Genomic DNA, 21,940 nt, shown 5'->3' with positions numbered 1-21,940 from the left:
GCGCGCCCCTCACCTGTGTTCCCGGGGTCAGTCCTGCGGCGTGTGGTACGAGACCAGCTCGGCCACGCCCGGCTCGACACCCTTCCAGGAGCCGCTGAAGCTGAGCACCGCGATCGCCGCCGTCGGGAAGCCACCGAGCCGCAGCCGCTCCAGCGCGTCCCGGTCGCCCGCGTCCCCGGCCAGCACCTGGGTCAGACCCAGCACACCCGGGTTGTGACCGACCAGCACCACGTCCGAGTACTCCTCCGGGGTCTCCTGGAGCACGGCGATGATCTCGCCGGGGCTCGCCTCGTAGACCCGTTCCTCGTAGACGGTCTTGAGGGGCCGCTGCGGCAGCTCGTGCACCGCCAGCTTCCAGGTCTCTCGGGTGCGCAGCGCGGTGGAGCAGACCACGTAGTCGGGGTTGATGCCGGAGTCGACCAGCCAGCGGCCGGCGTCCGGGGCCTGGTGACGGCCCCGGTCGGCCAGCGGCCGGTCGTGGTCGTCCACGCCGTTCGGCCAGTCGGCCTTGGCATGGCGGAGAACGATGATCCTGCGGGGCGTGTCGGCGCTCATACCCAGCAAGCTTGGCAGAAAAGCGGCCCGGCGGCGCGATGCTCCCGGACGCCGCCACTCCGAGGGACGACGAGTGTCACCGTGTTCCGTTCACCGGAGCGTCGGGTGGAGTACCGGCGCGGGGGCGCAGAGGCGTCCGTCAGCCGATCGAGGCCGCGACGGTGGCGATGAGCGCCACCAGCACCACGATGGCGGAGAAGGCGAGGGCGATGCGGCCGAGCTGCTTGCGGCCGTCGGTGGGATTGGGATCGAGAACGGGCATGTCCGGAATTCTCCCATCCCGAACACGCCCGCCGTCCGCTGGCCCCACCCCCTTGGCCGGGCCTTGACCTTCGCCGCCGGGCCCTGGGCCCGGACCCGGGCCGCACCGCCGCGTCCCACCGCCGCGTCCGGCCGCTCGGTGTCAGGCCGCTCGGTGTGAGCTGTCAGGCCTCGGCCCGCTCCGCCGGGCGCACCGCCTCGTCCTCGATGTGCCGGGCCCGCGCGGCGCGCAGGCCGAACAGCATCTGCGGCACCAGCAGCAGCGACAGGAAGCCCAGCGGCCAGTACCACTCACCGGTGGCCCCGTAGAGCCAGCCGACCAGGATCGGGCCCGGGATGGACACCAGGTAGCCGATGCCCTGGGCGAAGGCGGAGAGTTGCGCGACCCCGCCCGCCGACCGGGCCCGCAGTCCGATCATGGTCAGCACCAGCGGGAAGGCGCAGTTGGACAGGCCCAGCAGGACCGCCCAGAGCCAGGCGCCCCCGGCCGGGGCGAGTGCCAGCCCCGCGTACCCGGCGATGCCGCAGCAGGCCAGCACGACCACGAACAGCCGCTGGTCGCCGCGCCGCGCGGCCAGGTTGGGCAGCACGAAGGAGACCGGCACGCCGATCACCATGGTGACCGCGAGCAGCACCCCGGTGGTGCCCTCGCCGATGCCGGCGTCCTGGAAGATCTGCGACATCCAGCCCATGACCACGTACGCGCCGGTGGCCTGGAGGCCGAAGTACCCGGCCAGCGCCCAGGCGGTCCGGCTGCGGGTGATCGGCAGCCGGACGGGGGCGGCGGCGCCGTCGGCCCGCTCGCCGCGCTCCCGCTTGGCGATCAGCACCAGCAGCCAGAGCACCAGGGCGAGCGCTCCCAGGACGGCCCAGACACCCAGGCCGTAGCGCCAGTCGCCGCCGAGCGACTTGGTCAGCGGCACGGTGACGGCCGCGGCCAGCGCGGTGCCGGCGGACAGCGCCATCGAGTAGAGGCCGATCATCGGCCCGACCTTGTCCGGGAAGTACCGCTTGATCACCACCGGCAGCAGCACGTTGGAGACCGCCACCCCGGCCAGGGCGAGGGCGGTGAGCAGCAGGAACACGGCAGTGCCCCCGGCGAACGAGCGGGCCAGCACGCCCGCCGTGATGGCGCCCATGCCCGCCGTGACGACCGCGATCGGACCGATCCGACGGGCCGCCGCGGGCGCGGCGAAGCCGAACAGCCCGAAGCACAGCGACGGGACGGCGGTGAGCAGCCCGGCGAGCGTCGGGTTCATCCCGAGGTCGTCGCGGACCTGCTTGAGCAACGGCCCGAGGCTGGTGACCACGGGGCGCAGGTTGAAGGCGGCGGCGGCGATCGCGACGGCGAACAGCCAGCCCAGGTACTTGGCCGAGCCGGGGGCGGCGGGCCGCTCGGCGGTCGGTGTCCGGCTCTCGGTCCGGGCGGAAACGGTGGTGTCTGCTGCGGGCATGGACAGCATCATAGAATGATGGGATGAATTGATGCACCTTGGAATTGGCATGATGTGCCGACCGTTCATCGTCCGGCCACTTCCCACCCAGGCCCCATCCGAGCCGTAGCCGTCAAGGAGTCCCCCGTGGCGCTGTCCTCGCCGAGGCGCACCCCGCTGTCCGACCAGGTGATCGCACAGCTGCGTGCCCAGATCACGTCCGGGGAGTGGCCGGTCGGCTCGCGCATCCCCACCGAGGCCGCCCTGGTCGAACAGCTCGGCGTCGCCCGCAACACCGTCCGCGAGGCCGTCCGCGCCCTCGCCCACAACGGACTGCTCGACATCAGGCAGGGCTCCGGCACGTACGTGCTGGCCACCAGCGAGCTGGCCGGAGTGATGCACCGCCGCTTCGCCGACGCCGACCAGGGCCAGGTCGCCGAGCTCCGTTCGGCGCTGGAGACCTCGGCGGCGGCCCTCGCCGCCCGCCGTCGCACCGCGCACGACCTGGAGCTGCTGGACGGCGCGCTGGCCCGCCGGGAGGCTGCCTGGCACTCCGGCGGCGCCGAGGACTTCGTCCAGGCCGACGCCGCCTTCCACCAGGCCGTGGTGGCCGCCGCCCACAACGACGTCCTGCTCGCGGTCTACGCCGACCTCGGCGAGGCCACCCGCGAGCTCCTGCGGCACGACGTCGGCCCCGAGCTGATCGCGGAGCGCTACATCGGCCACCAGTCCATCCTGGAGGCGATCCGGGCCGGTGACGCCGAGCGCGCCGCCGTCGAGGCCGGCCGCGCCGCCCCCGGTGGCTGCGCCCCCGCCGAGGCCTGACCGCCCCCGGCCCGACACCCCGGCCGCCCCGTCCCAGGAGGCCCCTCCCGGAAGGCCACGCTCAGGAGGCCCCTCCCGAAAGCCACCGTCCCGAGAACCCCGGCCGGACGGAGAACCCCGGCCGAACGAAGCACGAAACGCCGCTGCCCGGCACCCCCGCGAGGGAGGGCCGGGCAGCGGCGTACGGGCGGAGCGTCAGGCGCCGATGGCGTGCAGACCGCCGTCGACGTGGATGATCTCGCCGGTGGTCTTCGGGAACCAGTCCGACAGCAGCGCGACGATGCCGCGGCCGGCCGGCTCCGGGTCGCTCAGGTCCCACTTCAGCGGGGAGCGGTGGTTCCAGGTGTCGGCCAGGTCGCCGAAGCCCGGGATGGACTTGGCGGCCATCGAGCCGATCGGACCGGCCGAGATCAGGTTGCAGCGGATGTCCCGCTCGCCCAGGTAGCGCGCCAGGTAGCGGTTGGTCGACTCCAGGGCGGCCTTGGCCGGGCCCATCCAGTCGTACTGCGGCCAGGCGAACTGCGCGTCGAAGGTCAGGCCGACCACCGAGCCGCCGTCCTGCATCAGCGGCAGCAGCGCCGTGGTCAGCGACTTCAGCGAGTACGCGGAGACGTGCATGGCGGTGGCCACGGACTCCCACGGGGTGTCCAGGAAGCTGCCGCCCAGCGCGTCCTGCGGCGCGAAGCCGATCGAGTGGACGATGCCGTCCAGGGTCGGCAGGTGCTCGCGGACCTGGTCGGCGATGCCGGCCAGCTGCTCCGGGTTGGAGACGTCCAGCTCCAGCACCCTGACCGGGTGCGGCAGCTTCTTGGCGATCCGCTCGGTCAGGCTCGGGCGCGGGAAGGCGGTGAGGATGATCTCCGCGCCCTGCTCCTGCGCGAGCCTGGCGGTGTGGAAGGCGATGGAGGACTCCATCAGCACACCGGTGATCAGGATCCGCTTGCCTTCGAGGATTCCACTCATGATCAGTGACCCATGCCCAATCCGCCGTCGACGGGAATGACGGCTCCAGTGATGTACGCGGCCTCGTCCGACCCGAGGAACCGCACGGTGGAGGCGACCTCGGCGGGCGCCGCGTAGCGGCCCAGCGGCACGCCCGAGACGATCTCCGCGCGGCGCTCGTCACTGAGCACGGCGGTCATGTCGGTGTCGACGAAGCCGGGGGCGACCACGTTGACGGTGATGTTGCGCGGGCCGAGCTCGCGCGCCAGCGACCGGGCGAAGCCGACCAGGCCGGCCTTGGAGGCGGCGTAGTTGGCCTGGCCCGGGGAGCCTGACAGGCCCACCACGGACGAGATCAGCACGACACGGCCCTTCCGGGCACGCATCATCAGCTTGGAGGCGCGCTTGACCACCCGGAAGGTGCCGGTCAGGTTGGTGTCGACGACGGAGGTGAAGTCCTCCTCGGACATGCGCAGCAGCAGGGTGTCGTTGGTGATGCCCGCGTTGGCGACCAGCACCTCGACCGCGCCGTGCTTCTGCTCGATCTCGGTGAAGGCGGCGTCGACCTGCGCGGCGTCCGTGATGTCGCAGCGGACCGCGAGGACGTCGTACTTGGCCAACGCTTCGGGCACCTCGCCCGAGCGGCTGGTGATGGCCACCTTGTCGCCCGCTTCGGCGAAGGCCTGGGCGATCGCGAGGCCGATGCCCCGGTTTCCTCCGGTGACGAGAACCGAGCGGCTCAACGATCCACCTCTCTCCGTGTGTGAGCACGTACGTCGGAATGCGTACGCAGTGTGACGCTATCGGGCGGTCGGCGGCGGCGGCGCATCGGGCTCCCACAGCGCCTCCCCGGCGGATCTGTCGCAATCCGACAATCCGTGCCCGCTCGTACCGTCCCGGCGGCGGACATCTCCCAGGCCCCGGCGCTGCCCGGATCGGGGCGACTGTACGGGAACAACACGGACGGGCGCACCCGTTGCCCCCGTGGTGCGGTCCGGCCCGGGAGCGGCCGTACCGATCCCCGACCATCCCGGCGAGCGACGAAGGCAGAGCGGATGACCATGGCACGGCCCGGGAGCACCCACCGACGCGGACGACTGCTGGCCCTCACCGCCCTGGCGGCCGGCCTGGGCACGGCCGCCTGGGCGCTGCGCGACCTGCCGGCCGCGTTCGGGCGACGGCCGGACGGCGAGCGCGAGGAACGGGTGCGCAACTCCCCGCAGTACCGCGACGGCGTCTTCCACAACGCGCCCTCCACCCTCGCCCGCACGGCCGGCGCTCCCGGCTTCGACGGCGCCACCGCCCGCCGGATGCTGTTCGAGCGGGCCGGCCGCGTCCCCGCCCGTCCGGTGCCGACCGTCCGCCCCGTCTCCCCGCCCGGGCCGGCCGCCGAGGGCGTGGAGGTCACCTGGTACGGGCACGCCTCCGCGCTGGTGGAGATCGAGGGCTTCCGGGTGCTGCTCGACCCGATCTGGAGCGACCGCTGCTCCCCCGCCGCGCACGTCGGCCCCAAGCGGCTGCACCCGGTGCCGGTGGAGCTGGAGGAGCTGCCGCAGGTCGACGCGGTGCTGATCTCGCACGACCACTACGACCACCTGGACATGGCGACGGTCAAGCGCCTGGTGCGCAGCCAGTCCGCGCCCTTCGCGGTGCCGCTCGGCATCGGTGCCCACCTGCGCCGCTGGGGCGTCCCCGAGCACCGGATCATCGAACTGGACTGGGACGAGACCTGCACCCTGGGCGACCTGGTGCTCACCCTCACCGCGGCGCACCACTTCTCCGGCCGCGGGCTGACCCGCAACACCACCCTGTGGGGGTCCTGGGTGGTCGCCGGCCCGAACCGCAAGGTCTTCTACACCGGCGACTCCGGCTACTTCGAGGGCTACGCCCGGATCGGCGGCCAGCACGGCCCGTTCGACGCCGCACTGGTCCAGATCGGCGCCTACGACGCCGCCTGGGCGGACATCCACATGACCCCCGAGGACGCCGTCCTCGCGCACCGGGACCTGGCCGCCGGCCTGCTGGTGCCCGTCCACTGGTGCACCTTCAACCTGGGCCTGCACCCGTGGGCGGAGCCGATCGAGCGACTGGTGAAGGCCGCCAAGGAGCAGGCCGTCCCGCTGGTCGTGCCGCGCCCCGGCGAGCGGGTCGACGTCGACAACCCTCCGGAGCTGGACGGCTGGTGGGAGACCGTCGGCTGACGGCTCGCGCGGGCGCGCCGGGAGGACGCGCCGGGAGGGCGGACGGGCGCGCCGGGAGGGCGGGCCCCGGCGGCCGGACCGTCCCGGCCGAAACCGCGGCGCACCGGTGGAAATGCGCTGGCCGGAAACCCGGTGGACGGGAAATGATGCGGTGCGGGCGCCCCTGTGGCGCCGCACCGCCACCCTCCGCGACCTGGGAGCACGATTGCCTCCGATCCCTCCGGCCGATCGCTCCGGCGCCCCGCACGGGCGCGCCGTCGACCCGCTGTTCCTCGCCCTGCCGCTGCGGCCGCTCGCGGACGCCGCCCTCGCCCGGGCCCGCGAACTGGGCGCGAGCCACGCCGACTTCCGCCTGGAGCGGATCCGCAGTGCCTCCTGGCGGCTGCGCGACGCGCGTCCGGCCGGCACCTCCGACAGCGTGCAGCTCGGTTTCGCCGTCCGAGTGGTGCTGGACGGCGCCTGGGGCTTCGCCGCCGGCGTCGACCTCACCCCCGACGCGGCGGCCCGGGTCGCCGAGCAGGCCGTCGCGGTGGCCCGGCTCTCCGGCGGGATCAGCCGGGCGGCCGGCTCCACCGAGCGGGTCGAGCTGGCCGACGAGCCGGTCCACCGGGACGTCACCTGGGTCTCCGCGTACGAGGTCAACCCCTTCGAGGTGCCGGACGCCGAGAAGACCGCCCTGCTCGCCGAGCGCAGCTCCCGGCTGCTGGCCGCCGAGGGCGTCTCGCACGTCCGGGCGGCCCTGCGGACCGTCCAGGAGAACAAGTTCTACGCCGACACCGCGGGCACGGTCACCACCCAGCAGCGGATCCGGGTGTACTCCGACCTGGAGGCCACCTCGGTCGACGAGCGCACCGGCGCCTTCGAATCGATGCAGACCCTGGCCCCGCCGGTCGGCCGCGGCTACGAGTTCATCGTGGGGGCCCGGGGGTCGTCCCCCGACGGGCGCGGCCTCACCGGCGCCGGCGCCGGAGCCGGCACCGGCTGGGACTGGGACGCCGAGCTCGCCGAACTGCCCGTCCTGCTGGCCGAGAAGATGCGGGCCCCGAGCGTCGAGGCGGGCCGCTACGACCTGGTCATCGACCCGACGAACCTCTGGCTGACCATCCACGAGTCGATCGGCCACGCCACCGAGCTGGACCGCGCGCTCGGCTACGAGGCCGCCTACGCCGGCACCTCCTTCGCCACCTTCGACCAGCTCGGCTCGCTCAAGTACGGCTCCGAGCTGATGCACGTCACCGGCGACCGCACCGCCGAGCACGGGCTGTCCACCATCGGCTACGACGACGAGGGCGTGGCCACCCAGTCCTGGGACCTCGTCAAGGACGGCATCCTGGTCGGCTACCAGCTCGACCGCCGCATCGCCCAGCTGAAGGGCTTCGAGCGCTCCAACGGCTGCGCCTTCGCCGACTCCCCGGCGCACGTCCCGGTGCAGCGGATGGCCAACGTCTCGCTGCAGCCGGCCGCCGACGGCCCGAACACCGAGGGCCTGTTCGCCGGGGTGGAGAACGGCCTGTACATCGTGGGCGACCGCTCGTGGTCGATCGACCAGCAGAGGTACAACTTCCAGTTCACCGGGCAGCGCGCCTACGCCATCAGGAACGGCGAACTCGCGGGCCAGGTCAAGGACTTCGCCTACCAGGCCACCACCACCGACTTCTGGGGCTCGATGGCGGCGGTCGGCGGCCCGCAGACCTACTTCCTCGGCGGCGCCTTCAACTGCGGCAAGGCGCAGCCCGGTCAGATCGCGGCGGTCAGCCACGGCTGCCCGTCGGCGCTGTTCCGCAACGTCAACGTGCTCAACACCCAGCAGGAGGCGGGTCACTGATGACCGCGAAGCAGCCCCACGAACTCGTCGAGCTGGCGCTCGGCTTCTCCCGCGCCGACGGCTGCGTGGTGATCGCCGACGAGGAGTCCACCGCCAATCTGCGCTGGGCGGGCAACGCGCTGACCACCAACGGCGTCACCCGCGGCCGCCGCCTCACCGTGATCGCCACCGTGGCCGGCGCCGAGGGCACCGCCTCCGGCGTGGTCTCCCGCGAGGCCGTCACCGAGCAGGAGGTGGAGGAGCTGGTGCGGGCCGCCGAGGAGGCCGCCCGCGCGGCCGGACCGGCCGAGGACGCCCAGCCGCTGATCGCCGACCGGCCGTCCTCGCCGGACTTCACCGAGCCGCCCGCGTTGACCTCCGTCGAGGTGTTCGACGCCTTCGGCCCGGCTCTCGGCGAGGCCTTCGCCCGCGCCGCCGCCCAGGGCGAACTGCTGTACGGCTTCGCCCGGCACGAGATGACCTCCAGCTACCTGGGCAGTTCCACCGGCCTGCGGCTGCGCCACGACCAGCCCACCGGCATGGTCGAGATCAACGCCAAGACCGCCGACCTGTCCAGCTCCGCCTGGGTGGGCGCGTCCACCCGGCACTTCGCCGACATCGATGTCGCCGCCCTGCACACCGAGCTGACCAGGCGGCTCGGCTGGGGAGCCCGCAAGGTGGACCTGCCGGCCGGGCGGTACGAGGCGCTGCTGCCGCCCTCGGCCGTGGCCGACCTGCTGATCGTCCTCAACTGGTCCTCCGGCGGCCGGGACGCCCAGGAGGGCCGGACGGTCTTCTCCAGGCCCGGCGGTGGCACCCGGATCGGCGACAAGCTCAGCGGCCTGCCGCTGACGCTGCGCTCCGACCCGCACGAGCCCCACCTGGAGGCCGCGCCGTTCGTGCTCACCCACTCCACCGGCGGGGACTACTCGGTCTTCGACAACGGCCAGCCGGTCGCCGCCACCGAGTGGATCCGCGACGGCGTGCTGAACGACCTGATCACCAGCCGTCACGCGGCGGCCCTCACCGGCCTGCCGCTGCGCCCGGCGATCGACAACCTCGTCCTGGAGACGGCCGACCAGGAGTCGGCGCCGACCCTGGACGAGATGATCGCCCGCACCGAGCGCGGCCTGCTGCTCACCTGCCTCTGGTACATCCGCGAGGTGGACCCGGCGACGCTGCTGCTCACCGGGCTCACCCGGGACGGCGTCTACCTGGTGGAGAACGGCGAGGTCGTCGGCGAGGTCAACAACTTCCGGTTCAACGAGTCCCCGGTGGACCTGCTGAACCGGATCACCGAGGTGGGCCGCACCGAACGCTGCCTGCCCCGCGAGTGGAGCGACAACGTCACCCGCACCGCGATGCCACCCGTGCGTGTCACGGACTTCAACATGAGTTCGGTCAGCCGGGCCTCCTAGCCGCTGACCAACGGGGGATACGAGAGACATGATGGACGAGAAGCGCATGGTCAGATCGAGCAAGATGCTGTCGCGCATCCTGCGGCACGAGCCCGGGCTGGTGGGGGTCACGCTGGACGGGGCCGGCTGGGTCAGGGTCGACGAGCTGCTCGACGCGCTCGCCGCCCGGGGCAGGCCGCTCACGCGGGCCGAGCTGGACCACGTCGTGGCGACCAACAACAAGCGCCGCTTCGGCTACTCGCCGGACGGTCTCTCGATCCGCGCCAATCAGGGCCACACGGTGGCGGTCGACCTCGGTCTGGCCGCCGCCGTACCGCCGCCGGTGCTCTACCACGGCACCGCCGACCGGCACCTGGCGGCGATCTTCCGCGAGGGCCTGCGCCCGATGGCCCGCCAGGACGTCCATCTCTCGGCGGACACCGAGACGGCGACCGGGGTCGGCGCCCGGCACGGCCGTCCGGTGGTGCTGACCGTGAACGCGGCGGCGATGACGGCGGCCGGCCACAAGTTCCGGCTCAGCGAGAACGGTGTCTGGCTCACCGACGCCGTGCCCCCGCAGTACCTCTCCCGGCGCTCGTAGCCCGCCGGGCCGCGCCCCGCGCCGGCGCCCGCCACCGTTGGGCCTGTCCGCTCCGCCGGACAGGCCCTTCGCGTACCCGACCGGGTGGGTCCGGCCCACCCGGTCTCGTCGCCACCCGTGCCCGGGCGTACCGTGAGGAGGCCGCGCGGCCAGGCGCGCGGGTGCGCGACGAGGGCGGTAGGACACATGGGCAAGAGCGCCGACGACGGGCAGGTCTTCCGGATCACGGGGGCGCGCAGCAGTCTCACCGAGGACGTCCGGGGACGCCAGCGCCGCTACGTCATCTCGATGCTGGTCCGCACGGCCTGCGTGCTGCTCGCCGTGGTGCTGTGGGACGTCCAGCGGGTGCTGGCGTTCGCCGCCCTGGCGGGCGCCGTCCTGCTGCCGTACTTCGCGGTGCTGATCGCCAACGCGGGCCGGGAGCGGGCCCCGGGGCTGCCGAGCACCTTCGACTTCCCGCTCGACACCCCGCTGATGCTCGGCCCCGGTGGGACGGGTGGGGCTGGTGCGAAGGCCGGTACAGGAGAGGCAAAGGCCGCTCCCACCGATCCTTCACAGGACGTGGACTGACCGTCCGTTTCACGCCGCTTCGCCCTCGTTCAGCTCGTCGAAAGCTCAAAAGAAGCTCAGATTAATCATGCAAGACCTCCCCATCCGAGGGTGGTGGCGTGACATACTGCGTACGCGCTCCGCATCCCCCGTCGGAGCGACGGACCGACGCCGGGCGGCTCCCCCCGTGGCTGCCCGGCGTCGCCATGCCCGGATCCGGTCGGCCCGAGCGGGCGTGACAGACTGGCGGTGCAGACGTCACCCGCCAATCGTTGAGGACGGCCCGATGGACACCCCGCAGACGCCGATCTGCTCCGCCAAGGGCTGCCGGGCGGACGCCGGCTGGGTGCTGGTGTGGAACAACCCCAAGCTGCACACCCCGGACCGCCGCAAGACCTGGCTCGCCTGCGACGAGCACCGCGAGCACCTCTCCCAGTTCCTCGGGGTGCGCGGCTTCCTCAAGGAGGTCGTCGCCTTCGCCGACTGGGCCCCCGAGGCCGTCAAGAGTTCCGGCGGGGCTGCCTAGCAACCCGTCCGGGGGTTCCGGCGAGTCGGTCCGGAAACCGGTCGGCCCCCGAGGGGCCGCCTAGCCGCCGATCGCGGACATCGGCCGCTCGGGCTGGAGGAACTCCGGGTCGTCGATGCCGGCCCCGGCCTTCTTGCCCCACATCGCCGCCCGCCACAGCGCGGCCAGTTCGGCGTCGTCCGCGCCCGAGCGCAGCGCGGTGCGCAGATCGGTCTCGCCGGTCGCGAACAGGCAGTTGCGCACCTGGCCGTCGGCGGTCAGCCGGGTGCGGTCGCAGGCCCGGCAGAACGGACGGGTGACCGAGGCGATCACGCCCACCCGGCCGGGGCCGCCGTCCACCAGCCAGCGCTCGGCAGGCGCCGCGCCCCGGCGCTCGGACGGCTCCGGGGTGAGCGCGAAGCGGGCCCGCAGCAGGTCGAGGATCTCCGTCGCGGTGACCATCGACGCGCGGTCCCAGCCGTGCTGGGCGTCCAGCGGCATCTGCTCGATGAAGCGCAGCTCGTAGCCCCGCTCCAGGCACCAGGCCAGCAGGTCGGCCGCCTCGTGGTCGTTGACCCCGCGCATCAGTACCGCGTTCAGCTTCACCGGCGCGAGCCCGGCGGCCTCGGCGGCGGCCAGCCCGTCCAGCACGTCCTGGTGGCGGTGGCGGCGGGTGAGGGTGTGGAAGACCTCGGGGTCGAGAGTGTCCAGCGAGACGTTGATCCGGTCGAGGCCGGCTTCGCGCAGCGCCGTCGCGGTGCGGGCCAGCCCGATGCCGTTGGTGGTCAGTGAGAGTTCCGGGCGCGGTTCCAGCTCCGAGCAGGCGGCGACGACGGCGACCAGCCCGGGGCGCAGCAGCGGCTCGCCGCCGGTGAAGCGGACCTCGCGCACGCCCAGGTCGCGCACGGCGACGGTGACGAGCCGCACGATCTCCTCGTCGGTGAGCAGGTCCGGCTTGGCGAGCCACTGCAGGCCCTCCTCCGGCATGCAGTAGGTGCAGCGCAGGTTGCACCGGTCCGTGAGGGAGACCCGCAGGTCGACGGCCTGTCGTCCGAAGGTGTCGAGCAGCACGTGCGTCCTTCCCCGAGATGCGGCCGGCCCGGCCGCCGTCACGGCGGGCCGGGCCAGCATAGTCACGCGGGGCGATCAGTGGGCGCCCAGCCCGGTCAGCGAGCGCACCTCCAGTTCAGCGTACTTCGCCGGGTCGGACTGTTCCCTGGACAGCAGCGTGCCGAGCCAGCCGGCCAGGAAGCCGACCGGGATGGAGACCAGGCCGGGGTTCTCCAGCGGGAACCAGTGGAAGTCGGAGTGCGGGAAGAGCGAGGTCTTCGCGCCGGAGACCACCGGGGAGAAGACCACCAGCGTCACCGAGGTGATCAGTCCGGCGTAGACCGAGCTGACCGCGCCGACGGTGGTGAAGCGCTTCCAGAACAGCGAGTAGAGCAGGGTGGGCAGGTTCGCCGAGGCGGCGACCGCGAAGGCCAGTGCGACCAGGGCGGCGGTGTTGAGCTTGTCCGCGAAGAGGCTGAGCACGATCGCGACGGCCCCGATCGCGACCGCGGCCCACTTCGCCGAGCGCACCTCCTCCTTCTCGCTCGCCTTCCCGCGCCGGATCACGTTGGCGTAGAGGTCGTGCGCGAAGGAGGCCGAGGAGGCGAGCGTGAGCCCGGCGACCACGGCCAGGATGGTGGCGAAGGCGACCGCCGAGATCACCGCGAGCAGGATCGCGCCGCCGGTGGTCCCGGCGCCTCCGCCGAGCGCCTCGGCCAGCTGGGGCGCCGCGGTGTTGCCCGCCGCGTTCGCCGCCTTGATCGCCTTGGAGCCGACCAGCGCGGCGGCGCCGAAGCCGAGCGCCAGGGTCATCAGGTAGAAGACGCCGATGATGCCGATCGCCCAGAGCACCGACTTCCGGGCCGCCTTGGCGGTGGGCACGGTGTAGAAGCGGACCAGGATGTGCGGCAGGCCGGCGGTGCCGAGGACCAGCGCGATGCCCAGGCTGATGAAGTCGAGCTTGGCGGTGCCGCTGCCGTACTTCTGCCCTGGTTGGAGGAAGGCCTCGCCCTTGCCGCTCGCGCTCGCCGCCGCGCCGAGCAGTTCGGAGGGGTTGAAGTGGTACTTGGCCAGTACCAGGACGGTCATCAGCGCAGCGCCGGCGATCAGCAGCACGGCCTTGACGATCTGTACCCAGGTGGTGCCCTTCATTCCTCCGATCACCACATAGATGATCATCAGCGCGCCGACCCCGACGATGGTCCAGCGCTTGGCGGCGTTCCCCTCCGCGCCCAGCAGCAGCGCGACCAGGGTGCCGGCGCCGACCATCTGGGCGAGCAGGTAGAAGATCGACACCACGATGGTGGAGACGCCCGCCGCGGTGCGCACCGGACGCTGGCGCATCCGGAACGCGAGGACGTCCGCCATCGTGAAGCGACCGGAGTTGCGCAGCGGTTCGGCGATCAGCAGCAGCGCGACCAGCCAGGCGACCAGGAAGCCGATCGAGTAGAGGAAGCCGTCGTAGCCGGTGAGCGCGATGGTCCCGGCGATGCCGAGGAAGGACGCGGCGGACATGTAGTCGCCGGAGATGGCCAGGCCGTTCTGGAAGCCGGTGAAGCCGCGGCCGCCGGCGTAGAAGTCGGAGGCGCTCCTGGTCTGCCGCCCGGCCCAGACGGTGATGCCGAGGGTGGCCAGGACGAAGACGCCGAACAGGGCCATCGTCAGACCGCGGTGCTCGGTGGCGGAGCTGGCGAGCAGAGTCATTCGGCGGGCTCCCGGGGTGCGTGGACGACGGCGCCGTGCGCCTCGCGGATCGCCGCGGCGGACGGGTCGATCCGCCGGTCCGCGTAGCGCGCGTACCAGGCGGCGATCGCGAAGGTGGTCACGAACTGCAGCAGCCCGAGCACCAGGGCCACGTTGACGTGCCCGAGGACCTTGGTGCGCATCAGTCCCGGCGCGTAGCAGGAGAGCAGGACGTAGAGCAGGTACCAGAGCACGAAACCGATGGTGACCGGGAAGGCGAAGCTCCGGAACGAGCGCCGCAGGGTTCGGAACTCCTCGCTGTCGTCGATGAGTTGGGCTTCCGCGGCGGCGGTGGTGAGCGGCGGCGAATCCACGCTGTCTCCTCACTCCTTCGGCGTATTTGTCACACGGGGGAACGGTCGAACGTGAGGGGCGTCACACGTCTGGCGCCGCGCAATGCTAGGAGCGTCCTGCCCGCCCCGGAAGGGGTTGACCGCGATCAGTCGAGCGTTCACCCCCTCGCACCATCCGATTGGCCGAAAAGCAGTCCATCTCAGCGACTTCGCCGCACCGGACCGACCCCCGACCCCCGGCCGCCGCCCGCGCCCTCCCCCGGGAACGACACCGGGAAACGACACCGGCCCGTGCCGCACCCCGAAGGGGCGGCACGGGCCGGGTGCCGGGAGGCCGAGGCCTCAGAACGCGATCCGCACCTTCAGGGCCGAGCGGTCGTCCATCGCGCGGTAGCCGTCCGGAACGCCGTCCAGGCCGACGGTGCGGTCGAAGACCAGGCCCGGCTCGATGGCGCCCGAGAGCACGTCCGGCAGCAGCTCGGGGATGTACGCGCGGGCCGGGGCGACGCCGCCGTTCAGCGAGACGTTTCGGCCGAACATCTGACCGATGTCGACGCCCGCGCTGCCGCCGTGCGGCACCCCGACGTAGCCCACCGCGCCGCCGTCCCGGGTGATCGAGATGGCCGTCCGCATCGACTCCTCGGTACCGACCGCCTCCAGCACCGCGTGCGCGCCCTGGCCGCCGGTCAGTTCCTTCACCGCCTCGACCGCGGCCTCGCCGCGCTCCGCCACCACGTCCGTCGCACCGAAGCGACGGGCCAGCTCGGTACGGGCCGCGTGCCGGCCCAGCGCGATGATCCGGCCCGCGCCCAGCCGGTGCGCCGCCAGCACCCCGCACAGGCCCACCGCGCCGTCGCCGACCACCGCGACCGTCGCACCCGGCCGCACCCGCGCGGAGACCGCCGCGTGGTGCCCGGTCGACATCACGTCGGACAGCGCCAGCAGCCCGGGCAGCAGCTTCTCGTCACCCGCCGCCTCCTTCGGCAGCTTCACCAGCGTCCCGTCCGCGAACGGCACCCGCACCGCCTCGCCCTGGCCGCCGTCCGAACCGACCTGCCCCCAGAACCCGCCGTGCGGACAGGAGGTCTGCAGCCCTTCGAGACAGAAGTCACACATCCCGTCCGACCAGACGAACGGCGCCACCACCAGGTCGCCCCTGGCGAAGCCGCGCACCTCGGCGCCGACCTCCTCGACCACGCCCAGGAACTCGTGCCCGATCCGCTGCCCGGCCACCCGCTGCGCCACGCCGCGGTAGGCCCACAGGTCGCTGCCGCAGATGCAGGCGTTCACCACCCGGAGCACCACGTCCGTCGGATGCTGGATCACCGGGTCCGGGACCTCTTCGATCCGGATGTCGTTGGGGCCGTGAATCACGGTGGCACGCATGCGCTGTTCCTTAGCTGAAAGATCTCGACCAGGTGTACGACACCCCCGTCGACCACTCTATTCCGGCCGGTCGGTCGCAACATTCCGGCCGGAGCCCCCCGCCCCGCCCCTTATCCTGTTGGACCATGCAACCGATCCAGCCCGAGACCTACGGAGTGCCGCGGACCGCGCCGGTCCCCGCGCAGCGCTCCGCCGTCCCCACCGGGGGCTTCGCGGTCGTCGACGTCGAGACCACCGGTCTCGGCCGCTCGGACCGCGTCATCTCGGCGGGCGTCTACCAGCTGGACGCGGACGGCGACGTCGTCGACCACTGGTACACCCTGGTCAACCCCCAGCGGGACCCGGGCCCGGTCTGGATCCACGGCCTCACCGCCGAGCTGCTCGCCACCGCCCCGACCTTCCCGCAGATCGCCGACGAGTTCGCCACCCGCCTGCAGGACCGCGTCCTGGTCGCGCACAACGCGCTCTTCGACTGGAACATGATCTCCCGCGAGTTCTCCCGGGCCGGCCTGCGCGCCCCGGTCGAGCAGCGGCTGTGCACCATGGTCCTCTCCCGCGACCTGCGCCTGCCGCTGCCCAACGGCAAGCTGTCCTCGCTCGCCGCCCACTTCGGCGTCCAGCAGCGCCACGCCCACAACGCCCTGGACGACGCCCGGGTGCTCGCCGAGGCCTTCCGCCCCAGCCTGCGCCTCGCCCGCGACGGCGGCGTGCCGCTGCCGCTCCAGAACTGCGTCGCGGTCACCGACCTCGGCGAGGAGGAGCCGGCCGCCCCGGGCCGCAGCACCTGGACCGGCGCCACGTACCGCCAGGCCAAGAAGCGCCCGCCCTGCCCGTACCCCAACCCGGGGCGCTGGGAGGACGGCAAGCCCCTGGTGCAGGGCATGCGGGTGGCCGTCACCGGCGACACCGCCACCGACCGCGAGGTCCTGGAGGACCGCGCGGTCGAGGCCGGCCTGCACATCGCCACCTCGGTGAGCCGCCTCACCAGCCTGCTGGTCACCAACGAGCCGGACAGCTGGAGTGGCAAGGCCCGCCGGGCCCGCGAGCTCGGCACCCCCGTCGTCGGCGAGGACGCCTTCCTCCAGCTGCTGCGCGAGGTCGCCCCGCACCCCGGTGCGTGAGCCGTTTGTGAGGTCGGCGTACCGTTCCCATGTGTACCGTTTTCTGCTGACCCGACAGTGGCTGATCACCATGCTGGTCGCGCTGCTGCTGATCCCCGCGACGATCAAGCTGGGCTTCTGGCAGCTGCACCGCCACGAGGCACGGGTGGCCCGGAACGAGCTGATCGGCCAGGCCCTCACCGCCGCGCCGGTCCCCTTCGACACCCTGTCGCCGGCCCCCGGCTTCGCGGTCCCCAAGGACCTCACCTGGCGCGCGGCGACCGCCACCGGACAGTACGACCCGGCACACGAGTTCGTGGTCCGCAAGCGGACCGACTCCAACGGCAGCATCGGCTACTTCGTGGTGACCCCGTTCCGGCTCGCCGACGGCAAGGGCACCGTCCTGGTCAACCGCGGCTGGGTCGCCTCCGGCGACGGCGCCACCGAGTACCCGCCCGTCCCGGCCGCCCCCACCGGCGAGGTCTCCCTCACCGGCCGCCTGCGCGCCGAGGAGACGTACGGCGCCAGCGGCATCAAGGACCGCACCGGCCTGCCCGACCGCCAGTTCAACCTGATCAACACCGACGAGCAGGCCAGGCGGACCGGCGCCCCGCTCCTCGGCGGCTACCTCGAACTCACCGGCACCACCCCCGCCCCGGCCGACCAGCCCCAGCTGATCCCCGAGCCCAACCACTCCGACATCGGCCCGCACATGGCCTACGCCATCCAGTGGTGGCTGTTCACCGCGATGATCCCGGTCGGCGTCTGGGTCCTCGCCCGCCGCGAGGCCAAGGACCGCGCCAAGCAGGCCGCCGAAGCCGAGGTCCCGCTCGACGCCGTCCCCGCCTAGAGCGCGTCGCCCGGCTGGAGCACGCCGCCTAGAGCACCTCGTCCAGCTCCCGCAGCAGCCGCGCCTTCGCCCGCGCTCCCACCACCGACCGCACCGGCTGCCCGCCCCGGAACACCATCAGCGTCGGCATCGACAGCACCCCGTACGCCGCCTGCGTCCGCGGATTGTGGTCCACGTCCACGCTCACCACCCGCAGCCGGTGCCCCTCCTCCCGCGCGATGTCCGCCAGCACCGGCGCCATCATCCGGCACGGCGGGCACCAGTCCGCCGTGAAGTCCACCAGCACCGGCCCCTCGGCCTCCAGCACCTCAGCGGCGAACGTCTCGTCCGTCACCGCCGGCACACCCGTGATCTCCACCGTCTACTCCTTCACCAGTTCGCAAACAGGCGGCTCCTGAACGGCGGCCAGCTCGTCCCGCGCCCTCACGGCCCGATCGAACTGCCCCGCCACCTGGGCCCGCACGTCCTGGAGCCGGGCGATGCACTCGTCCAGCTCCCCCAACTTCCGCCGGTACACCTCCAGAGAGGCCGGACAGGAGTCCCCCTCCGGGTGCCCCGCCCGCAGGCACTCCACGAACGGCCTGGTCTCCTCCAGCCCGAACCCGAAGTCCTGCAACATCCGGATCTCCCGCAGCAGCCGCAGATCCCCCTCGTCGTACGCCCGGTACCCGTTGCCCGCCCGCCGGGCCGGCAACAACCCCAACTGCTCGTAGTACCGCAACGTCCGCGTGGTCGTCCCCGCCCGCTCCGCCAACTCCCCGATCCGCACGCCGAACCACTCCTCCCGGACTTCCGGCAACGACCGTAAACCTTCCCCTCGGCGTCAACGCCAGCCCCGAGCCGCCCCCGCTTCCCGACCGGGCAAGATGTCCCCCATGGATCTCGGACTGAAAGACAAGGCCTACATCGTCACCGGCGCCACCCGAGGCCTCGGCCTCGCCGGCGCCCGCGAACTCGCCGCCGACGGCGCCCGCGTGCTCATCAGCGGCCGCACCCGGCAAGCCGTCGACAACGCCGTCGCCGAACTCGAGACTCTCGGAACCGCCCGGGGCCTCGTCGCCGACAACGCCTCCCCCGACACCCCCGAGCGCCTCATCGCCGAGGCCCGGCGCCACTTCGGTCGTCTCGACGGCATCCTGATCAGCGTCGGCGGCCCCCAGGCCGGCCCCGTCGAGACCACCCCCGAGGACGCGTGGCGCGACGCCTTCGAGTCCGTCTTCCTCGGTGCCCTCCGGCTCGCCCGCGCCACCGCCGCCGCGCTCACCGACGGCGGTGTGATCGCCTTCGTGCTCTCCAGCTCGGTCCGCCAGCCGATTCCCGGTCTGGGCATCTCCAACGGCCTGCGTCCGGGTCTCGCCATGGCCGCCAAGGCCCTCGCCGACGAGCTGGGCCCCCGCGGCATCCGCGTGCTCGGTCTGCTCCCGGCCCGGATCGACACCGACCGGGTCCGCGAGCTCGACGGCCTCGCCGCCGACCCCGACGCCGCCCGCGCCCAGGCCAGCGCCGCCATCCCGCTGGGCCGCTACGGCACCCCCGAGGAGTTCGGCAAGGTCGCCGCGTTCCTGCTCTCCCCCGCCGCCTCCTACCTGACCGGCGTCATGGTCCCCGTCGACGGCGGCGCACTCCGCACCCTCTGACTCCCGCCTCCACTCTCGATTGCTCGACCCCGACCGTTCCTGGACTACTCCACCCGCGACCGGCTCCGCCCCCGCCGCCCCCGCCGGCCCCACCCGTGCCGCGGCTCGGCGGGGGCCGCCTGCAGGACCCTGATCCGCAGATCGGCCGGCAGCGCCGCCAGCCGCAGGCTCCCGCAGGCATCCGCCCGAGGCCCGTCCTCGAAGTGCTCCACCAGCGCGGCCGGATCCCCGCCCGGCCGCAACCGCACCGCACCGCGCAGCCGCGGATGCCTCGGCGCCCGCACCAACCGCACCGTGGCCCGCTCGACCTGCGGCAGCACCACCGTCCGGTTCTCCAACGCCTCCTCCAGCGCCCGCGCACCGACCCGCAGTCGAAGCCCGCCCGCCCCCGGCGTCGGCACCTCGATGCTCGACAGCCCCGTGCGCCTCAGCTGCGCCACCAGCCACCACACCATCCCCGCCACCAGCACGGTCAGTCCGCCGATCACCGTCGGCCACCACCACGCCGACGCCACCCACTGCCCCCGCGAGCGCGCGCCGACCACCGGCTGGTCGGGCGAGGTGAGCGGCCACCAGTGCGGTGGATGCACGCCCAGCCTCCAGTACAGGTCGAGCCCGCCCGCCAGCACCAGCACCCCGACCCCCAGTAGCACCGCCCCCACCACCCCCAGCAACACCCGGTTGACGACCGTTCGCCTCACCCCGCCACCCCCGCACCACCGGCCGTCCCGGCCCCCGTACCGGCACCGGGGTCACCGGCACCCGGGTCCGACTCCCCGCCCGGTTCCTCCCCCACCACACGCGCGGTCCCGCGCGCCGCCCGCACGTCCAGCCGCATCGGCCGTCCCAGCCCCACCCGTCCCAGCTCGTCCCGCAACTGCCGCTGCACCAACGCCGGCTCCGCCGTCCCCGCCAACGAGATCCGGATCCGCCGCCGCCCGACCCGGATCCTCAGGTGGTCGATCCCGTCCAGTCCGGCCGCCCGGTCCGTCAGCAGGTGCCCGACCCCGGCCCGGTCGATGGCCGCGTTCGTCCCCCCGTACGGCCGCAGTACGAGCCAGCGCCGCAATCCGGGCGCGAAGGCCAGCCACAGCAACCACCCGCCGAGCAGGGTCGCCGCTCCGGCCCCCACCAGGACCGCCAGGTCGTCGAGGTGCCGCGTCGCCAGCTCGTCCGCGATCTGCGCCCGCCACCGCCGGGCCGGCTGCCCGACCCGCACCGCGATCACGTCGTACAGCAGCGCCGCCGCCACCACCAGCACCGCCGTCGCCACCAACGCGGCCGCAGCCGTACGGGGCGCCCGCAGCCGTCCCACCTTGTCCGCCCGAAGCTCCGGTGCCGCCCCCTGCACCGCCTCCGCCCCCTGCGCCCCCTCCGCCTCAGGGGCCTGCGCGCTCACGAAGCGCCCCCCGTCATGAACTTCTCGACCACGACGACCACTTCCGAGACCCTGACCCCGGTCAGCCCCGCCACCCGCTCGGCGATCCGCGCCCGCACCGCCCCGGCCAGCGTCGCGACGTCCGAGGGGAACGGCAGCTCAAGAGCCACCCGGACCCGCACCGTGCTCCCCGGTACGGTCACCGAGACGTGCGGCGGCGCCCCCTTCGCCCGCCCGGCGGGCCAGGCCTCGGCCAGCACCTCCCGGGCGGCCCGAGCCGCGATCCCGGCGTACACCCGGTCGGCGATCCGAAGCCGTCCCCGACGACCCGGCGCGGACCCGGCCCCCGAAGCCGACCCCGAGCCCGAGCCCGCAACAGAACCCGAACCCGAACCCGAACCGTGACCGGGCCCCGAGCCCGACCCGGAACGGGAGACCACGACCGGAACCGACACGGGGCCCGTCATCAGCGGCGCCGGTCCCGGCCGCGGAGCAGGTCCCCGAGGTCGCCCAGCTCGATGTCGCCCTCCAGCAGGCGTCCGATCACAAAGCCGACCAACCCGAGCACAGCCACCAGCAGGAAGGCCGCGAACCCGCCGAAGTACCCGGCGAAGCCGAGGGCCATGCCCACCACGAGGCCGACGATGGCCAGGTTCATCCGCTACTCCCTCGTTTCCCGCTACTCCGTCGGGCCCGACGCCCCGGCCTGCCGCCGAACGCGCTACTTGAGCTTCGGCCGCTGCCCGGACGGCGCCACCGGTTCCTCTTCCTCCTCGAACTCCGGTTCGTCCGGGAGGTGGACGTCGTTGACCGCGATGTTGACCTCGACGACCTCCAGACCGGTCATCCGTTCGACCGCGTTGACGATATTCTCCCGCACCTGGCGGGCGAGTTCGGGAATGACCACGCCGTACTCGACCACCAGGGCGATGTCGATCGCGGTCTGCTTCTCGCCGACCTCGGCCTTGATGCCCCGCCCGACGCTGGGCTTGCCGCCGGGCACCCGGTCCCGCATCGCGCCGAAGGTACGGGCGAGGCCGGACCCGAGCGCGTGGATTCCGGCGACCTCGCGGGCCGCCATACCGGCGATCTTCTCCACCACGCCGACGGCGAGCGCGGTACGGCCGCGCTCCCCCACCGGCTTGGCACCGCCGCCGGCACCCGGCGGACCGGAGGTCGGGGCGCTGCCACCACCGGTGTGCTTGTGCATGGTCGCGGGCGTCGGAGTGTCAGGCATGGGCGCTTCTCCCGTCGTACGTCACCAGCTATATCGCAAACCTCCCCAACTCTGGCATTTCGCCACGGTTCCCGCCCCCCGAGCGTCGGCAGCCCACCCCGGCGCCCGCCCCTGCGCGAGAGATTCCGCCCCCCACGCGGGAGGCTCACCGGGAGACCCACCCAGGAGACCCACCCGGGAGATCCGCGCGAAA

26 protein-coding genes are annotated in these 21,940 nt (G+C 73.1%); 10 read left to right on the top strand and 16 right to left on the bottom strand.

Annotated features, from left to right (window positions below):
• Nucleotides 1–27 precede the first annotated feature (27 nt).
• The 3 genes from ACWGJO_RS28105 to ACWGJO_RS28095 form a co-directional block, all read right to left on the bottom strand.
• Nucleotides 28–555: a SixA phosphatase family protein gene (locus ACWGJO_RS28105; RefSeq protein ID WP_359911470.1), complete on the bottom strand. Its 528-nt coding sequence runs from the start codon at nt 553–555 to the stop codon at nt 28–30.
• Between the two features lie 139 nt (nt 556–694).
• Entirely contained in the window at nt 695–817 is a 123-nt protein-coding gene (locus ACWGJO_RS28100) for an SGM_5486 family transporter-associated protein (RefSeq protein WP_359911473.1), read from the bottom strand.
• A 163-nt stretch (nt 818–980) separates the two neighbouring features.
• Nucleotides 981–2,270: a CynX/NimT family MFS transporter gene (locus ACWGJO_RS28095; RefSeq protein WP_452187934.1), complete on the bottom strand. Its 1,290-nt coding sequence runs from the start codon at nt 2,268–2,270 to the stop codon at nt 981–983.
• A gap of 126 nt (nt 2,271–2,396) precedes the next feature.
• Between ACWGJO_RS28095 and ACWGJO_RS28090 the strand changes: the two genes are divergently transcribed.
• Complete coding sequence (locus ACWGJO_RS28090; RefSeq protein ID WP_452187932.1) at nt 2,397–3,074, top strand: FadR/GntR family transcriptional regulator; 678 nt, start codon at nt 2,397–2,399, stop codon at nt 3,072–3,074.
• A gap of 195 nt (nt 3,075–3,269) precedes the next feature.
• On the opposite strand, the gene fabI is transcribed toward ACWGJO_RS28090, so the two are convergent.
• Entirely contained in the window at nt 3,270–4,037 is a 768-nt protein-coding gene (fabI, locus tag ACWGJO_RS28085) for an enoyl-ACP reductase FabI (RefSeq protein ID WP_452187930.1), read from the bottom strand.
• Nucleotides 4,038–4,039: 2 nt separating this feature from the next.
• Entirely contained in the window at nt 4,040–4,759 is a 720-nt protein-coding gene (gene fabG, locus ACWGJO_RS28080; protein ID WP_359911485.1) for a 3-oxoacyl-[acyl-carrier-protein] reductase, read from the bottom strand.
• A 312-nt stretch (nt 4,760–5,071) separates the two neighbouring features.
• Between fabG and ACWGJO_RS28075 the strand changes: the two genes are divergently transcribed.
• From ACWGJO_RS28075 to ACWGJO_RS28050, 6 genes are all read left to right on the top strand, one after another.
• Nucleotides 5,072–6,217, top strand: a complete 1,146-nt coding sequence (locus tag ACWGJO_RS28075) for an MBL fold metallo-hydrolase (RefSeq protein ID WP_452187928.1) — start codon at nt 5,072–5,074, stop codon at nt 6,215–6,217.
• A gap of 214 nt (nt 6,218–6,431) precedes the next feature.
• Nucleotides 6,432–8,042 carry a TldD/PmbA family protein gene (locus ACWGJO_RS28070; RefSeq protein WP_452187941.1) on the top strand — a complete coding sequence of 537 codons (1,611 nt, stop codon included), beginning with the start codon at nt 6,432–6,434 and terminating at the stop codon, nt 8,040–8,042.
• On the top strand, nt 8,042–9,439 hold the full coding sequence (locus ACWGJO_RS28065; protein WP_452187927.1) for a metallopeptidase TldD-related protein: 1,398 nt from the start codon (nt 8,042–8,044) through the stop codon (nt 9,437–9,439). The genes ACWGJO_RS28070 and ACWGJO_RS28065 overlap by 1 nt, the downstream gene beginning before the upstream one ends.
• A gap of 31 nt (nt 9,440–9,470) precedes the next feature.
• Nucleotides 9,471–10,019: an RNA 2'-phosphotransferase gene (locus tag ACWGJO_RS28060; RefSeq protein ID WP_452187939.1), complete on the top strand. Its 549-nt coding sequence runs from the start codon at nt 9,471–9,473 to the stop codon at nt 10,017–10,019.
• 186 nt (nt 10,020–10,205) lie between these two features.
• Nucleotides 10,206–10,589, top strand: coding sequence for a DUF3099 domain-containing protein (locus ACWGJO_RS28055; RefSeq protein WP_452187925.1), 384 nt, complete (start codon nt 10,206–10,208; stop codon nt 10,587–10,589).
• A 265-nt stretch (nt 10,590–10,854) separates the two neighbouring features.
• Nucleotides 10,855–11,094, top strand: a complete 240-nt coding sequence (locus tag ACWGJO_RS28050) for a hypothetical protein (protein ID WP_452187923.1) — start codon at nt 10,855–10,857, stop codon at nt 11,092–11,094.
• 60 nt (nt 11,095–11,154) lie between these two features.
• Here ACWGJO_RS28050 and moaA read toward each other — a convergent pair whose 3' ends face one another.
• From moaA to ACWGJO_RS28030, 4 genes are all read right to left on the bottom strand, one after another.
• Nucleotides 11,155–12,144 carry a GTP 3',8-cyclase MoaA gene (gene moaA / locus ACWGJO_RS28045; RefSeq protein WP_452187921.1) on the bottom strand — a complete coding sequence of 330 codons (990 nt, stop codon included), beginning with the start codon at nt 12,142–12,144 and terminating at the stop codon, nt 11,155–11,157.
• A 75-nt stretch (nt 12,145–12,219) separates the two neighbouring features.
• Nucleotides 12,220–13,827: a solute symporter family protein gene (locus ACWGJO_RS28040; RefSeq protein ID WP_387685859.1), complete on the bottom strand. Its 1,608-nt coding sequence runs from the start codon at nt 13,825–13,827 to the stop codon at nt 12,220–12,222.
• On the bottom strand, nt 13,824–14,180 hold the full coding sequence (locus ACWGJO_RS28035) for a DUF485 domain-containing protein (RefSeq protein WP_380546997.1): 357 nt from the start codon (nt 14,178–14,180) through the stop codon (nt 13,824–13,826). The genes ACWGJO_RS28040 and ACWGJO_RS28035 overlap by 4 nt, the downstream gene beginning before the upstream one ends.
• Nucleotides 14,181–14,501: 321 nt before the next feature.
• A complete protein-coding gene (locus ACWGJO_RS28030; protein WP_452187918.1) occupies nt 14,502–15,545 on the bottom strand; it encodes a zinc-dependent alcohol dehydrogenase family protein in 1,044 nt (347 codons plus the stop codon).
• Nucleotides 15,546–15,670: 125 nt separating this feature from the next.
• Between ACWGJO_RS28030 and ACWGJO_RS28025 the strand changes: the two genes are divergently transcribed.
• Both ACWGJO_RS28025 and ACWGJO_RS28020 read left to right on the top strand, forming a co-directional pair.
• Nucleotides 15,671–16,666, top strand: a complete 996-nt coding sequence (locus ACWGJO_RS28025; protein ID WP_452187916.1) for a DEDDh family exonuclease — start codon at nt 15,671–15,673, stop codon at nt 16,664–16,666.
• Between the two features lie 31 nt (nt 16,667–16,697).
• Nucleotides 16,698–17,495 (top strand): SURF1 family cytochrome oxidase biogenesis protein, encoded by a 798-nt coding sequence (locus tag ACWGJO_RS28020; RefSeq protein WP_452187914.1) that lies wholly within the window; start codon nt 16,698–16,700, stop codon nt 17,493–17,495.
• Nucleotides 17,496–17,523: 28 nt separating this feature from the next.
• On the opposite strand, the gene trxA is transcribed toward ACWGJO_RS28020, so the two are convergent.
• Both trxA and ACWGJO_RS28010 read right to left on the bottom strand, forming a co-directional pair.
• Complete coding sequence (gene trxA, locus ACWGJO_RS28015; protein WP_452187912.1) at nt 17,524–17,853, bottom strand: thioredoxin; 330 nt, start codon at nt 17,851–17,853, stop codon at nt 17,524–17,526.
• 3 nt (nt 17,854–17,856) lie between these two features.
• A complete protein-coding gene (locus tag ACWGJO_RS28010) occupies nt 17,857–18,264 on the bottom strand; it encodes a MerR family transcriptional regulator (protein ID WP_452187938.1) in 408 nt (135 codons plus the stop codon).
• Nucleotides 18,265–18,370: 106 nt separating this feature from the next.
• Here ACWGJO_RS28010 and ACWGJO_RS28005 point away from each other — a divergent pair, with 106 nt between their 5' ends.
• Nucleotides 18,371–19,132, top strand: a complete 762-nt coding sequence (locus ACWGJO_RS28005; RefSeq protein WP_452187910.1) for an SDR family oxidoreductase — start codon at nt 18,371–18,373, stop codon at nt 19,130–19,132.
• A gap of 44 nt (nt 19,133–19,176) precedes the next feature.
• On the opposite strand, the gene ACWGJO_RS28000 is transcribed toward ACWGJO_RS28005, so the two are convergent.
• The 5 genes from ACWGJO_RS28000 to ACWGJO_RS27980 all read right to left on the bottom strand — a co-directional run bounded on the left by ACWGJO_RS28000 (nt 19,177) and on the right by ACWGJO_RS27980 (nt 21,720).
• On the bottom strand, nt 19,177–19,833 hold the full coding sequence (locus ACWGJO_RS28000) for an alkaline shock response membrane anchor protein AmaP (RefSeq protein ID WP_452187908.1): 657 nt from the start codon (nt 19,831–19,833) through the stop codon (nt 19,177–19,179).
• A complete protein-coding gene (locus tag ACWGJO_RS27995; protein ID WP_452187906.1) occupies nt 19,830–20,531 on the bottom strand; it encodes a DUF6286 domain-containing protein in 702 nt (233 codons plus the stop codon). Before ACWGJO_RS27995 ends, ACWGJO_RS28000 begins: the two co-directional genes overlap by 4 nt.
• Nucleotides 20,528–20,806 carry a hypothetical protein gene (locus ACWGJO_RS27990; protein WP_452187904.1) on the bottom strand — a complete coding sequence of 93 codons (279 nt, stop codon included), beginning with the start codon at nt 20,804–20,806 and terminating at the stop codon, nt 20,528–20,530. Before ACWGJO_RS27990 ends, ACWGJO_RS27995 begins: the two co-directional genes overlap by 4 nt.
• Nucleotides 20,807–20,976: 170 nt before the next feature.
• Nucleotides 20,977–21,168 carry a hypothetical protein gene (locus ACWGJO_RS27985; protein ID WP_359903317.1) on the bottom strand — a complete coding sequence of 64 codons (192 nt, stop codon included), beginning with the start codon at nt 21,166–21,168 and terminating at the stop codon, nt 20,977–20,979.
• 63 nt (nt 21,169–21,231) lie between these two features.
• Nucleotides 21,232–21,720, bottom strand: a complete 489-nt coding sequence (locus tag ACWGJO_RS27980) for an Asp23/Gls24 family envelope stress response protein (RefSeq protein ID WP_452187936.1) — start codon at nt 21,718–21,720, stop codon at nt 21,232–21,234.
• Nucleotides 21,721–21,940 lie beyond the last annotated feature (220 nt).

The organism is Kitasatospora sp. NPDC054795 (genome assembly GCF_053611565.1).
Note: the sequence above shows the minus strand (reverse complement) of the source record. Positions and strands in the feature narration are given on the sequence as shown.